This is a genomic window from Streptomyces sp. NPDC059785 (genome assembly GCF_042732375.1).
Classification (GTDB): Bacteria; Actinomycetota; Actinomycetes; order Streptomycetales; family Streptomycetaceae; genus Streptomyces.
In genome coordinates, this window is sequence record NZ_JBHWHV010000073.1 from 16,681 (window position 1) to 29,986 (window position 13,306).

Sequence of the window (13,306 nt, forward strand, 5' to 3'; positions counted from 1 at the left end):
GGTGCCGTGTTGGTGAATTTCTATTCACTCGATATGGTGAATAGAAATTCACCTCGCTTGTCGGCGCCGAATGTTCCGGGGGTACTCATGACAGCCGTACGGGAAGTACGGGGCTTCCGTGACCGGCTGGCCGTACCGGTCCTGGCCTTCGGCGGGATCCTGATGGCCGTCATGCAGACGGTCGTGGTGCCGCTGCTGCCCGACCTGCCCCGGCTGACCGGCGCCTCCGCGGGCGCCGTCTCCTGGATGGTCACCGCCACCCTGCTGTCCGGCGCGGTGCTGACCCCGGTGCTCGGCCGGGCCGGCGACATGTACGGCAAGCGGCGGGTGCTGCTGTCCGCGCTCGCCCTGATGACCGTCGGGTCGGTGATGTGCGCCCTGACCTCCGACATCCGCGTGCTCATCGCCGCGCGCGCCCTCCAGGGGGCGGCCGCCGCCGTCGTACCGCTGTCGATCAGCATCCTGCGCGACGAACTGCCGCCGGAGCGCACGGGCAGTGCGGTCGCCCTGATGAGCTCCACCGTCGGCATCGGCGCCGCCCTCGGCCTGCCGCTCGCCGCGCTGATCGTCCAGTACGCGAACTGGCACGTGATGTTCTGGGCGACGAGCGCGCTCGGCGCCGCGGGACTCGCGCTCGCTTGGTGGGCCGTGCGCGAGTCGCCGGTCCGGGAGCCGGGCCGCTTCGACACGGTCGGTGCGCTGGGGCTCGCCGCGGGTCTGGTCTGTCTGCTGCTCGCGGTCTCCCAGGGCGGTCAGTGGGGCTGGGGCAGCCCCCGCGTCCTGGGCCTGTTCGCCGCCTGCGTCGTCGTTCTCGCCCTGTGGTGGGTCCAGCAGCGGCGCGCCGAACGGCCGCTGGTCGACCTGAAGCTGGCCGCCCGGCCCCGGGTCGCCCTGCCGCACCTGACCGCGCTCCTCACCGGGTTCTCCTTCTACGCCAACTCCCTGGTGACCGCGCAGCTCGTCCAGGCGCCCAAGGAGACCGGCTACGGGCTCGGACTGTCCATCGTGGCGACCGGCCTGTGCCTGCTGCCCGGCGGCGTGACCATGCTGCTGCTCTCGTCGGTCTCGGCGCGCATCTCCGCCGCCCGCGGGCCGCGCGTGACGCTGGCCATCGGCGCCGCCGTCATCGCGCTCGGCTACGCGGTGCGCATCGTGGACAGCCGCGACCTCTGGGTGATCATCCTCGGTGCCACGGTCATCTCCACGGGCACGACCTTCGCCTACTCGGCGCTGCCCACCCTCATCCTGCGCGCCGTCCCGGCCGGGCAGACCGCGTCCGCCAACGGCGTCAACGTCCTGATGCGGACCATCGGACAGGCCATGTGCAGCGCCGCCGTCGCCGCCGTGCTCGTCCACCACACCAGCCTCGTCGGCGGGGCGCCGGTGCCCACCCTGCACGGCTATCTGCTGGCGTTCGCCATGGCGGGTACGGTCGCCCTGGTGGCCTGTGCCGCCGCCCTGTCCATACCCGGTGACGCCGCGCGCCGCGGACCCCGCCTTCCGGTCCCGTCGCGCACCGCGCCGGAGCGCGACGGGGCCAGGGAAGACGAGGCACTGGAAGGAGCCTGAGGAACATGACCACCCCGCCGTCCGGCCTCGCGGCGGCCGCCCCCGCGCGCCGCGACGCCGAAGCGACGAAGGCGGCCATCCTGCGCGCGGCCCGCCACCTGCTGGCCCGGCACGCGCACGGCGACATCACGCTGAAGGCCGTCGCCGAGCGGGCCGGCGTCAGCGCCCCGCTGATCCTGAAGTACTTCGGCAACAAGGACGCGCTCTTCTCCCGCGTCATGTCCTTCGAGGAGGACGCGGGCGCCCTGCTGGACGCACCGCTGGCGGAGCTGGGCCGCCACATGGTCCTGCACCTGCTCCTCGGCCAGCGGGACCGGGGCGCCGACCCGATCCTGCGCATCGTCTTCGCCCCGCTCCAGGGCGAGCAGGGCGACATCCTGCGCGCCAACTTCCGCGCCCAGGTCAGCGAGCGCCTCGCCCGGCGGCTGCCGGGACCCGACGCGGGACTCCGCGCCGAACTGGCACTCAGCACCCTGCTCGGCCTCGGCGTCATGTACGGCATCGCCCGCGGCACCCGCATCAGGGAGGCCGACGCCGAACACGTCGCCGACCTCTACGCCCCGGCGGTACAGGCACAGCTCACGCCGTGAGGCGGCAGGGGACTTGGCGGTGGAGCAGCTGATACAGGCCGCCGTCCGGGCACCCAGCGGCGGCAGCATGCAGGGGCGAGAAGGCATGGACGAGGTGGTCTGCGGGCGGCTGGCCGCCGCCGTCGAGTACCGGCGCGACCACTTCGCCGACACCCCGGCGCTGGTCGTCCCCTGCTACCGCATACCCGAGTCCCGGATCGCCCCGGACGGCCCGGAGACCCGGGCCGGCGGGCCGGTTCGGGCCGGTGCTGCGCCGGCCGGTGGCCGAGGCCGTGCACTGGGACCGCTGGTGGGCCGGACCGTCGTGGCGTTCAGTTCACGTTGCGCGGGCGGAACTGGATGCTGATGCGCGGGCCCGCGGCGCGCGTCGTCTTGGGGACGGCGTGCTCCCAGGTCCGCTGGCAGGAGCCGCCCATCACGATCAGGTCCCCGTGTCCCAGGGGGCGGCGGAGGACGTCCCCGCCGCCGCGCGGACGCAGCGCCAGGTCGCGCGGCGCGCCCACCGAGAGGATGGCCACCATGGTGTCCTCGCGCGCCCCGCGGCCGATGCGGTCGCCGTGCCAGGCGACACTGTCCCGTCCGTCGCGGTAGTAGCAGAGTCCGGCGGTGACGAACGGCTCGCCCAGCTCGGTCCGGTAGTGCGCGGAGAGCGCGTCGCGCGCCTCGTACAGCACGGGATCGGGCAGCTCGTCGGTGGCCCGGTAATAGGCGAGCAGGCGGGGGACGTCGACGACCTGTTCGTACATCTGGCGGCGCTCGGCCCGCCAGGGGACGCCGGCGACGAGCCGTTCGAACAGGGCGTCGGCGCCGCTCAGCCAGCCCGGCAGCGTATCGATCCAGGCCCCGTCGCCCAGCTCGGTACGGCGCAGCCCGCCGAGCGGGCCGAGGCCCGGGTCGTCGGTCTGGTCGAGCAGCGAGGCCTGGAGGTGCATGGACATGCGTGCACCCTACCCCGATATTCGAATGTGTGTTCCATAAGCCCGCCGGCCGCCGGTCCGGCGGCCCGCGGACCCCGGGACGGTCAGTGCTGCTGTGACTGCGGTGTCACCTCGCTGGGGCGGACGACGACGAAGCCCTCGCCCTCCAGCTTGAGCTGCACGGCCTCGCCCGAACCGCCCCGGATCATGGAGCCGAACGACTGCGAGCGGTGCAGCGAGGTGTGCAGCGCGGCGCTCCAGCCGACCACCGCGTCCGTGTCCACGTACACCGGCTGCTGCGGGGAGACCGGGATGACCAGCGGGTTGCCGTCGCAGATCAGGCCCAGGCGGCCCTGGCCGGTGAAGACGCTGTTGAAGAGGCCGCCGCCGGAGATGCCCGCGCCCTTCACGGTCTTGATCTCGTACGCCAGACCGGCGTCGAAGCACAGCACGTTGCGGCCGTTGACGGTGAACACGTCGCCCGGCTCGATCTCGACGATGAAGCAGTTCTGCGCCTCGTGCGCGAACCACGCCTCGCCCTGGCCGCGCACCGCCATCAGCGCCAGCCCCTCGCCGGTGACCGCGCGCTTGAGCATGCCGCCCACGCCCTGGCCCTTGCGCTCGAACTGGAGCGCCCCGCGCCAGGCGATCATCGAGCCCTGCCGCGCGTGCATCTCGCCGTTCACCGCGTACTTGATGGATTTGGCGTTCTCCACGGTCATCCCGGGAGCCGCGGCCGGCTGCACCATGTGGTCACTGGAAAAGAGATCACCCTTCATGCGGGCATCCTGTCCCGGAAGACTCCGTTCCGCCAAGATCGCGGAGGTCTCGGATGTGCAACCGTCAAGTGCCGTGGTGCGCAACCCCGAACGGCTCGAAGGCGATCCGGGTCACCGCGCCGTCCGCCGCCCAGCACACCTCGACGACCGCGTCCCGCACGAGCACGTCGGTCACCGCGTCCGCGAGGGCCGCCGGTCCCGGCTCTCCCGTCAGGGTCGCCAGACAGGCGAACACCGCCGTCCCCTCGGCCTCCGCGGTGAGCCGGGGCACCCGCGCGAAGGCGGTGAACGCGGTACCCCGCGGCGCCCGCACCTCGTCCCGGCCGGCGTAGCCGTGCAGCGGATGCAGCCCGGAGCGGAGGGCGTCGTCGTCGGGGGCGGTCGCCCAGCCCGTCTGCTCGACGCGGGCGCCGGGCGGGGCGCCGACCACGCGGTGCGCCCGCAGTTCGTACCGGCCCCGGACCACGGTGACGCTCTCCACCCGCAGCCCCGGCACCATCGGCGGTCCGGCGGCGAACACCGGCCGGTGCCAGGAGGCGGCCCAGCCCCAGCCGTCCCCGCCGCCCGCACCCAGCGGACGGATGCGGCGCCGCGTGCTGCGCACCCCGCCGACGACCAGGGCGAGATGGTTGTCGGCCGGGTTCGCGGCGGCGGTCGGGCCGGTCCGCGTCGAGTACGCCTGCCGCCCGTAGAGCGGATCGGCCTCGGCGGCCGACTCGCCCTCGTGCGGGCGCACATGGTCGCTGCCGTGGTTGTGCAGCCGCACGACGCCGTCCGCCCGCGTGCTCTGCACCAGGAACCCGGGCGCGGGCAGCGCCAGCACCCGGTCGGGGCCCTCGCTCGGCGCGGGCTCCTCGGCCGCCGTCCACAGCGGGTGGCAGGGCGGGGCGAGCAGCCCGACGAACGCTTTCGACGCCCAGTACGGGGAGGCGGGACCCGAGTAGGACTGGAGGGTCGCCTCGTGCGGGCCGTGCCAGCCGAGGTTCAGCAGCCCGTCGCCGCCGACCGCGCCCCGGTCGAGGAAGTACCGCAGCGAACCGCTCATCAGCCGCCGCGAGGTGCCGGGGGTCAGCGGCGTGTGGCCGGTGACGGCGCCGAGGGCCACCGCCGCCGACGCCGCGAAGCGGTAGGTCAGCGAGCGCCCGAAGTGCACCGGCGCCCCGTCCGCGCCGAACAGCAGCGCGTAGCCGTCCAGATGCTCGCGCAGCCGGGACCCGTACGGGGTGGGCGAGGTGTCCCCGGCGAGATGGGCGTCGAGCACCGGGTACAGGTGCAGGGCCCAGCCGTTGTAGTGGTCGAAGGCCCGGCCGTCGCCGTCGGCGTACCAGCCGTCGCCCCGGTACCAGCCCTCCAGCAGGTCGAGCGCCCGCTGCCGGACCCGGGCCGTCTCCGCGTCGCCGCGCCCGACCGACTCCAGGAAACCGGCGACGGTGTACGGGAAGAGGTACCAGTTGTTCGGCGAGGGCACGTGCCGCAGGGCCCCGCGCAACCACTCCTCGGCCCGGTCCCGTACGTCCGCGTCGAGCCGGTCCCACAGCCACGGGCGGGTCAGCCGCAGGCCGAGCGCCACCGACGCCGACTCCACCATCGGCTGCCCCCGCACGTGGTGGTCCATGATCAGCGGCCAGGACTCGGCGTCGTCCCGCCCTGGCGCACGGGTCCCCGCGGCGAGCCCTCCGGCGTACCGCTCCAGCCAGTTGTGCGGGTCCTCGCCGCCGGCGCCCGCGGTCCTGAAGGCGGCGGCGAGGAACGTGCGGGCGTAACCCTCCAGGCCGTCGGAGCGGACCCCGGAGCTGGACGGGCGGCCCGGCAGGTCCAGGAGGGCGCCGCCCGGCCCGGCCCACCGCCAGGCGGCGCGCAGCAGCAGGTCGGCGGCCGTCTCCCAGTGGTCCCGGGTGTAGCCGGTAAGGGGGCTCGCCCCGCGGTCGTCGGCGGGCAGTCCGGGCAGTGTCATGCGAGGCGGTCCAGTCTTTCGCGGCGTACGGGATGGGCGAAGCCGTCGCCCGCGGTCCAGCGCGCGACCTCGCGCACGGCGAGGTCGGCGAGGCGCGCCCACTCGTTGCCCTGGGAACCGGCGAGGTGCGGGGTGATCAGGAGGTTGTCGCCGTCGTGGTCCCACAGCGGGTGGCCGGGCGGCAGCACTTCGGGGTCCGTGACGTCGAGGACGGCCCGGACACGGCCGTGCAGCACGGCCTCGGTCAGCGCCTCCTGGTCGACGACCGCGCCCCGGGCCGTGTTGATCAGGACGGCGCCCGGCCGCATCGCCGAGATGAGCCGCCGGCCGACCAGCCCGCGCGTATCGGGCAGCAGCGGGGTGTGGACGCTGACGGTGTCGGAGCGGGCGAACAGCTCGTCGAGGGGGACGGCCGTCACGCCGAGCGCGTCCGCCTCCGCGGCCGTGACGCAGGGGTCGTGCAGCAGCACCCGGAAGTCGTACGGACGCAGCAGTTCGACGACGCGGCGGCCGACCATGGACGCGGACAGGATGCCGACGGTGCGCCCGAAGTTGCCCACGGTGCGCGGGGTGTCGAGCGGGTCGTCGCGGCGGCGGGTCCTGCGCAGGTCGCGGGCGCGTTCCAGGACCCGCTTGCCGGTGAGCAGGATCATCGCGACCGTGTACTCGGCCACGGGCAGCGCGTTGGCGGCGGCGGCCGAGGACACCTCGACGCCGCGGTCCCAGCAGGCCGCCGTGACGTGCGCGCGCACCGAACCGGCGGAGTGGACCACGGCACGCAGCCGGGGCGCGGCGGCCAGTACGGACGCGTCGAGCGCGGGGCAGCCCCAGCCGGTGACCAGGATCTCCACGTCGCGCAGGACAGCGCGGGCGCGTTCGGTGGTGAAGTCGTCCAGGGCGGGCGGCGGGACGAGGTCGCAGACCCGGCCGAGCGCGGCCAGGGCGTCGGGCGGGAAGACGGCCGCCGCGGCGGCCGGTCCCATGGCGAGAGCGGTCCGCGGCGCGGAACGGTCACCGGGAGAAGTGCGCATCGTTTCTCCTGCCGCGGCTCGGGGCGGGACACGGGCGTGCTCGGGACACGGGCATGCTGCGGGACACGGGCATCCTGATCGACTGAGCGATTCGGGTCAAGAGAACGATCAGAAGAAACCCAGAGGAGCCCGAAACGGTCAAACGATCGAACGGGCTTCGGTCGAGCCGCGCACCTTCAGCTCGGGCAGCAGCTCCACCCGCCGCGGGCGGCCCGCCGGTTCATCCGGCAGCTCACCGAGCCGTTCCAGCAGCAGCCCGGCCGCGACCCGCCCGACCTCGCGCTTCGGCGGCGCGACCGCCGTCAGCGGGGTACTGCCGAGCGCCGCCACCACGTCGTCGTACGCCACCACGGAGCAGTCTTCGGGGACCCGCAGCCCGCTGTCGGCCAGTTGCTGCACCAGCAGGAGCGCGTCCACGTCACCGTGCAGCACCGCGGCCGTGGCGCCCCGCGCCCGCAGCAGCGCCGCCAGGGACGCCGGCGCGGCGGCCGGATCGGGCCCCGCGTCCCGGGCGCTCAGCACCACCTCCGTGTCCTCGACCTCGGGGCGGGCGGCGATCACGTCGGCGAAGGCGGCGCGCAGCGCCCGGGCCGTCGGACTGTCGTCGCGCGCGGCCAGCACGATCCGCCGGTGCCCGAGCGACACCAGGTGCTCCACCGCCAGCCACGCCCCGTACCAGTGGTCGGAGCAGACCGAGTCGACCGCGTGCAGCGGGCTGCCGGGGCGCGGCCGCCGCTCCATCAGCACGATGGGCACCCCGGTGCCCGCGAGCCACCGGGCGTCGGCCTCCTCCAGGGCGGCGGTGCGCCAGCGCGGCGCGAGCAGCAGGCCCTGCGCGCCGTCGGCCAGGGCCCGCTCCACGACGGTGCGTTCGGTGCCGGGGGCCGACGGCGTGATGTGCAGGACGGTGCGCAGCCCGGCCGCCGCCAGGACGGCCCGCGCGCCGTCCATGATCTCGTACAGGTACGTGTGGCGCTCCGGCACCACCAGCGCCACCGGACCGTCCGGGGAGGCGGTCCGCGCGGGCGGTGCGGCGGCCGGTTCCCCGGCGGCCGTGAGCGGGCGGGCGATCCCGTGGCCGCGGCGCAGCCGGCCCGCCCGGGCCAGCTCCTCGACGTCCCGCCGCGCCGTGACGACGGAGACCTCCAGTTCGGCGGCGAGGTCCGCCACCCGGACGGCGCCGCGCGCCTGCACGACCGCGAGGATCCGCTGCCGTCTGACCTCGCCCGGTTCGCGCATGCCCGTGCCCCCTCGCGGCGTCCGGACCGGGGGTCCGGACGCCTGATGTTCGTTTGAGCGTTTCGAGGGGGCGAGCATAGCGGCGCGAGGACGGGCCCGGCGCCCGCCGGGGAGCAGGCCGGAGCCCGCCGGGTTCCAGTGCCCGCCGGGGCACTAGCTCAGCGGATCCAGGGTGACGTACGCCTGCTGCGGGTTGCCGTCGTGGACCAGCGACTCGTGGGCGCCCACGTCGTCGAAGGCGAACGCGTACGCCTTGCCGTCGGCCATCTGCTCGTGGATCTTCTTGGCGTACTGGTTGGTGACCGAGTCCTGGTAGAAGCCGGTGGCACCGGTGTCCGGCTGGTTGGGGTTGGTCAGCAGCGTGGAGCGGTTGAAGCCCGCGCACAGGGTGCGGGAGATCGGGCCGCGCACCTGGTCGTTGGGGGCGTCGAGCAGCTTGTAGCAGCCGAAGACGCTGTCGGAGTCCGGCTTCTGGAAGCTGGTGACCACCGCGCCCGCGCTGTTGGTGAAGTTCATGACGTTCCCCGAGACCCGGCCGTAGTACTTGACGGACGGCTGGTCCGTGAACGGGGTCACCGTCAGGGTCGACGAACTGTACTTCGTCCAGACGCGGTTGATGTAGTCGCTCAGCACACCGGAGGACAGCGCACCGGTCTCGATGCCGTGCCCCGGCGACAGCGCCCGCAGTACGGTCCCGTCGCTCGCGGTCTGCACGAGACCGGCCCAGCCGCCGGACTGCGCCCGCAGCGAGTTGAAGAACGCGCTGTACCCGCCCGCCTTGAGGTGACCGGTGCTCTTCGTGGTCCCGTCGGCGCCCTTGACCCCGACGGCGTACGGCGCCGAGAACATGTCGACCTGGGTGCTGTTGATCCACAGCCCGGCGTCGTTGAGCGTGTACTCGGACCAGTTGAAGAGCGTGTTGCGGTTGGGGTCGCTCGGGTTCTGCACGGCCGGCTGCACCAACCCGCCGGTGGTCAGCCGGAAGTCGAGCTTCTTGCCGTAGGAGAAGTAGATGCGCCCGGAGAACTTCGGGATCCGGATCGTCTTCGACTGCCCGCTCGCCGGTCCCGCGATGGACGCGTCGGGCGCGGGGGTCGGCGGGTTGCCGCCCGCGGGCCAGGCGTGGAAGGTGCCGTTCGCGTCGGCCCAGCCCTGCTGGCCCGTCGTCAGCAAAGTGCCGAGGTTGTAGATGTAGACCGGGTCGCTGCGCCCGGAGTCGTTCTTGAAGGTCAGCGGGATCGTCGCCGGTACGGCGGCCTCGGCGTGCGACGGGGCGCCGAAGGTCAGCAGCGCGGCGGCGAAGGTGGCCGCGGCGGTGGCGACGGCCGGCCACCGGAATCGTCTGCGCACTCCCGGTCTCCTCTCGAGGTGGGGGTAGAGGGACGGCCAACTGCCACGAGCAGCCGACCGGTTGAATCTGAGAGCGCTCTCAGAATCGGTGTGAGGGTGGGTACATGTCAACGGGTCTGCCGTGGGCACGGGCTGCCCGGTCAGGGCACGGGCTGCCCGGTCAGCGGAATGTCACCTCTGCCGGGGTGGCCGAGACCGTGGTGCGCGGTATCCGGGCGACCAGGGCGAGCAGGGTCTCGCGGTCGGCGCCCTTCGGGAGGCTGAAGCCGCCCAGCCACTGTTCCGGACGGTCGGCGTCGGTGGAGAGCGTGAGGGTGTAGCGGTAGCGGCCCGGGGCGGCGGGGGCGAACGTGGCGAAGGTCAGCAGCGGCAGACAGCCGGGTCCGGTGGTCGGGTCGAAGGACTCGCCGGGGGCCAGCCGGCGCAGGTCGTCCGGCCGGAGCGGGCCGACCAGCGGGTCCTCCGCCGGGGCGGGCGCGGCGACCACGGCGTTGCCGCCCGCGCCGCCGACCCGGACGACGGCGGGCGTGTAGCGCGGGTAGCGCAGCCCGTGTTCGGAACCGTCCAGCACGCCGGCGATCCAGACGTCGCCGTCGCCGGCGTTGCGGACCTCGACGCGGGGCGGTGCGGGGTGGCCGACGGTCCGGGGAGCGCCCGGACCGTGCAGAACGAGTTCGAGCACTTCGGCTCCTTCCGGCGACGGCGACGGCGACGGCGACCGGCCTCGGCGATGGCCGACTGCGTCGTCCGCGGCGTCTGTTCGGCCTCTGTTCGGCCTCTGCTCGGCCTTTGTGAGGCTGCCACAGCCGCGCGCACCCGCGGGCGGGAGCCCACGGGAATGGCTCGTTCGCCGCGGACCGGGAGCGGGGGCCGCCCGCGGACTCGGCGCGTCCGCGAGCGGTCCCCGCCGGGCCGCTGTGTGGCTGTTTCCGGGCTGTTGCCGGGCCGCTGCCGGCCCGGGGGGCGCTCAAGCTCAACCGGACGCCGACCCCGAGCCACCGTCCTTCTTCGTGCCCCTGCTCGTGCCCGTCTCCTTGCCCGGGTCCGTGTCCGTGTCCGTGCCGTCGCCGAAGTCGGCGACGAGGCGGGCCTTCGTGGCCTCCGCCTGGTCGCGGACCGCCTCCACGACGTACGGCTTCAGCGCCTTCCGCTCGAAGAACCGGACCATCTTGTCCAGCGTGGAGCCGGCCTCCTCCAGGTCTCCCTGGCGGGCGTACGCGCGGGCCAGCCGGCGCGTCGCCATGTTCAGGGTGAGGTTGTCGACACCCTTGCCGTGTTCCGAGACCTTGACGACCTGGGTGAGCTGCTCGATGCCGGACTTGGTGTCCGGCGGCCGCACGGTCAGCTCGGACTTGTCCGGGCTCAGGCTCTTGAACTCGTGCTCGTAGTTGAGTCCCTTCGCGAGCCGCGCGTACACCGCGAACGGATGGCTCGCGTGCCGCTCGATGACCTCCTGCAGCGCGTCGTTGCCCGCCCGCAGCGCCGGCGAGTCCGAGCCGCGCAGGGCGAGGATCGTGCCCTGCTCCTCGCCCATCATCAGTTCGGCGAGCTCGACGTCGCTCTGGCTGACGGGGTGCCTGACGTCGATCCGCAGCACCGGCGACACGATCCGGGAGCCGTCCGAGGCGAGGTAGGAGGCGCGCAGCCGGTAGGTGCCGGGCTGCTGGAAGTAGTGCCCGTCGCGGCCGTAGCCGATGTAGGCGCTGCTGTAGACCGCGGGCCGGTCGCCGTCCAGGCGGACGGTGTCGTCCTGGTCCACGCAGCGCCGCAGCAGCGGCCGGTAGAGCACCGTACGGCCGGACGGCTGCCGGACGGCGATGTTCACCAGCTCGTCGTCCGGGTGCAGATGACCGTGCGTGGACCGGCCGCGCAGGTCGGTCGTGGCCAGCTTGAGCTCGACGACGACCGGTTCCCCGTACGCGAAGCCGCTCTTGGCGCGCAGTTCCAGGCGCAGCCCCGACTCGTCCCGCATCGGCTCGTCGAACAGCTCGGGTTCGACCTCGGCCGCGCCCACGGTGAAGGCGTCGGCCCCCATGACGACGTTGCGGTAGAAGCCGTGCCTGAGGTGGATCTGTTCGTTGTCGGTGAACTGGAACGGGAAGGCGCCCCAGTACGCGGCCTCGCCGCCGGCGCCCGACAGCGGGCGGTAGTTCTGCGGGTAGTTCATCCACGACAGGTCGGCGAAGCCGTTGTTGCCGCCGAGCGGTGCGGGCGGCCGCGCCAGGTTCTTCTGCCAGGAGTGCAGCAGGTTGAAGGAGTGGCCGAGTTCATGGACGTACGTCCGCAACTGGGCGCGCTGCGAGGCGGCGTCGGTGCCCTTGATCAGGTCGTAGAAGACCGCGCAACCCTGCCGCTGGAAGGCGTCGGCCGCGTCGAACATGATGCCGCGCACCCCCGCCATGCCCTCGTAGCTGCCGGCCACGAGCAGCCACACCTTCCACTGCGGGATGTTGCGCCACAGACTGAAGTTGGCCGCCATCGCGGCGTGCAGCTCGGTGTTCGTCCAGCCGCCGGCGCTGTCGGCGATGACGTTCGGGACGCCGGACACCAGCAGTTCTATCCCGGCCTCGGCGTAGGCGCGGGGCACGGTGAGCACCCGGGCCGGGCTGCCGGCCGGCTGCGGGAGCGAACCGGTGTCGTACGACAGGAAGGGCACCCTCCCGGTGACCGAGTCCTGCTCCCACTGCACGGTGCGGAAGTACGGCGAGACCCACGGGCACACGTACGAGGCGCCCATCTGGCCGGTGGAGCGGAGGAACTGGACCGTGGCGGCGCCGGGCGGCTGACCGGTGCGCCGCCGCGGGACGGTGACCTGCACGACCGGGTACGCCGCCGACCAGGTGTAGGTGCCCGTGCCCCTGATGACGATCTGCGCGGCGGACCGGGTGACGGCAGGCGCGTGCACGACGAACGAGCCGAAGTACGTGGTCGTACCGCCGCTGGTGGTGAAGAAATCGCCGCTGACCTTGTTCAGCACCCGGGGGCCGCCCGGTGTGCTGTCGACGTCGACGCGCAGCTCCAGTTCGAAGGCGCCGCCCGTGCTGCGGTAGCGGCCGCGGACGGGCCGGTGGGGCGCCGGCGCGGCGCCGTACCCGGCGGTCCGGGCGCCCTCCACGGGCTGTTCGCCGGCCGCCTGCGGTGCGGCGGTCTCCGTGCCGGTGCCGCTGCTTTCCCACTCCTCGGCCAGGCCGGTGTCCGCCAGGGGAGAAGCCGAGAAGTCGGCCGTCCCGGTGGTGGGGTCCCCGCTGGTTGTAGTCATGGCGACAGGTCCTCCGTTCGCCTGAGAGTGCCGTTCGGTGGTGACGCCCGAAGGGGCTGCCACCTGGGTCCCGGCCGGCCGGGAGGACTGGTGGGCACGTTGGCACCGCGCCGCGGGGGCGTCAACGGTCCTTTCCGTTGTCCAGCAGAAATACGACGCCGCCCCCGTACGGGGCGGGCGCGGGAGCGGACGCCCGGGCATCCGGGCGTCCGCGGTCGGGGGCGGGCGCCGGTCAGGTGTCGTCGTCCGCCTGCGACATGCGCAGCGCCAGATCCTGGAGGAGGTCGGCCGAGGAGATGTCGGTGCGTCCGGAGTCGTGCACCTCGGCGAGTTCCGAGAACAGGAAGGCGAAGGCGCCGACGAGGGACACCGCCGCCGGCAAGTAGGCGTCGGCGACGGCCTGTCCGGCTTCGGCGGGGCCCGCGTCGGCGGGCACTTCGACGGTCGGGAACGCCTCTGTCACCAGGGCGCCGAGCTGGTTCGCGTTGGGATCGAAGTCAGGACTCTCGTCCCGGGCGATCCTGCGCACCATCGCGTTGGTCTCGGTGAGGACGCCGATGGCGCGCAGGATGATCTCCGTCTGTTCCATGCCGAGAGGGTAGATCGCCCGGCGGCCGT

Annotated in this window: 12 protein-coding genes; 3 read left to right on the forward strand and 9 right to left on the reverse strand. The window is 73.5% G+C overall.

All coding sequences use genetic code 11. The annotated features are described in order from the left end of the window. Nucleotides 1–87: 87 nt before the first annotated feature. Genes ACFV6E_RS36985 through ACFV6E_RS36995 form a run of 3 tightly spaced genes read left to right on the forward strand, consistent with a single transcriptional unit; the run spans nt 88 to nt 2,505 of the window. Nucleotides 88–1,569: an MFS transporter gene (locus ACFV6E_RS36985; protein WP_385467707.1), complete on the forward strand. Its 1,482-nt coding sequence runs from the start codon at nt 88–90 to the stop codon at nt 1,567–1,569. 5 nt (nt 1,570–1,574) lie between these two features. Beyond that, on the forward strand, nt 1,575–2,159 hold the full coding sequence (locus tag ACFV6E_RS36990; RefSeq protein ID WP_385172942.1) for a TetR family transcriptional regulator: 585 nt from the start codon (nt 1,575–1,577) through the stop codon (nt 2,157–2,159). 19 nt (nt 2,160–2,178) lie between these two features. Continuing rightward, on the forward strand, nt 2,179–2,505 hold the full coding sequence (locus ACFV6E_RS36995; protein WP_385172945.1) for a hypothetical protein: 327 nt from the start codon (nt 2,179–2,181) through the stop codon (nt 2,503–2,505). Here the strand turns inward: ACFV6E_RS36995 and ACFV6E_RS37000 are convergent. The 9 genes from ACFV6E_RS37000 to ACFV6E_RS37040 all read right to left on the reverse strand — a co-directional run bounded on the left by ACFV6E_RS37000 (nt 2,471) and on the right by ACFV6E_RS37040 (nt 13,277). Then, nucleotides 2,471–3,097 carry an alpha-ketoglutarate-dependent dioxygenase AlkB gene (locus tag ACFV6E_RS37000; protein ID WP_385172947.1) on the reverse strand — a complete coding sequence of 209 codons (627 nt, stop codon included), beginning with the start codon at nt 3,095–3,097 and terminating at the stop codon, nt 2,471–2,473. The two genes, ACFV6E_RS36995 and ACFV6E_RS37000, sit on opposite strands and share 35 nt — an antisense overlap. Nucleotides 3,098–3,180: 83 nt before the next feature. After that, nucleotides 3,181–3,855: an AIM24 family protein gene (locus ACFV6E_RS37005; protein WP_385172950.1), complete on the reverse strand. Its 675-nt coding sequence runs from the start codon at nt 3,853–3,855 to the stop codon at nt 3,181–3,183. A 64-nt stretch (nt 3,856–3,919) separates the two neighbouring features. Beyond that, complete coding sequence (locus ACFV6E_RS37010; protein ID WP_385467710.1) at nt 3,920–5,809, reverse strand: DUF2264 domain-containing protein; 1,890 nt, start codon at nt 5,807–5,809, stop codon at nt 3,920–3,922. Then, complete coding sequence (locus ACFV6E_RS37015) at nt 5,806–6,840, reverse strand: hydroxyacid dehydrogenase (RefSeq protein ID WP_385467712.1); 1,035 nt, start codon at nt 6,838–6,840, stop codon at nt 5,806–5,808. Before ACFV6E_RS37015 ends, ACFV6E_RS37010 begins: the two co-directional genes overlap by 4 nt. Before the next feature lie 138 nt (nt 6,841–6,978). Beyond that, nucleotides 6,979–8,079, reverse strand: a complete 1,101-nt coding sequence (locus tag ACFV6E_RS37020; RefSeq protein ID WP_385467715.1) for a substrate-binding domain-containing protein — start codon at nt 8,077–8,079, stop codon at nt 6,979–6,981. A gap of 153 nt (nt 8,080–8,232) precedes the next feature. Continuing rightward, nucleotides 8,233–9,429: a glycoside hydrolase family 64 protein gene (locus tag ACFV6E_RS37025; protein WP_385467717.1), complete on the reverse strand. Its 1,197-nt coding sequence runs from the start codon at nt 9,427–9,429 to the stop codon at nt 8,233–8,235. Between the two features lie 160 nt (nt 9,430–9,589). Next, on the reverse strand, nt 9,590–10,111 hold the full coding sequence (locus ACFV6E_RS37030) for a hypothetical protein (protein WP_385172963.1): 522 nt from the start codon (nt 10,109–10,111) through the stop codon (nt 9,590–9,592). A 291-nt stretch (nt 10,112–10,402) separates the two neighbouring features. Then, on the reverse strand, nt 10,403–12,688 hold the full coding sequence (locus tag ACFV6E_RS37035; RefSeq protein WP_385467720.1) for a hypothetical protein: 2,286 nt from the start codon (nt 12,686–12,688) through the stop codon (nt 10,403–10,405). A 232-nt stretch (nt 12,689–12,920) separates the two neighbouring features. Continuing rightward, entirely contained in the window at nt 12,921–13,277 is a 357-nt protein-coding gene (locus tag ACFV6E_RS37040; protein WP_385172968.1) for a hypothetical protein, read from the reverse strand. Nucleotides 13,278–13,306 lie beyond the last annotated feature (29 nt).

Coding starts and splice junctions, on each gene's coding strand:
- ACFV6E_RS37010 (WP_385467710.1), bottom strand. CDS start 5,809: ATGACACTGCCCGGACTGCCCGCCGACGACCGCGGGGCGAGCCCCCTT.
- ACFV6E_RS37040 (WP_385172968.1), bottom strand. CDS start 13,277: ATGGAACAGACGGAGATCATCCTGCGCGCCATCGGCGTCCTCACCGAG.
- ACFV6E_RS37035 (WP_385467720.1), bottom strand. CDS start 12,688: ATGACTACAACCAGCGGGGACCCCACCACCGGGACGGCCGACTTCTCG.
- ACFV6E_RS37020 (WP_385467715.1), bottom strand. CDS start 8,079: ATGCGCGAACCGGGCGAGGTCAGACGGCAGCGGATCCTCGCGGTCGTG.
- ACFV6E_RS36990 (WP_385172942.1), top strand. CDS start 1,575: ATGACCACCCCGCCGTCCGGCCTCGCGGCGGCCGCCCCCGCGCGCCGC.
- ACFV6E_RS37005 (WP_385172950.1), bottom strand. CDS start 3,855: ATGAAGGGTGATCTCTTTTCCAGTGACCACATGGTGCAGCCGGCCGCG.
- ACFV6E_RS36985 (WP_385467707.1), top strand. CDS start 88: ATGACAGCCGTACGGGAAGTACGGGGCTTCCGTGACCGGCTGGCCGTA.
- ACFV6E_RS37015 (WP_385467712.1), bottom strand. CDS start 6,840: ATGCGCACTTCTCCCGGTGACCGTTCCGCGCCGCGGACCGCTCTCGCC.
- ACFV6E_RS37000 (WP_385172947.1), bottom strand. CDS start 3,097: ATGTCCATGCACCTCCAGGCCTCGCTGCTCGACCAGACCGACGACCCG.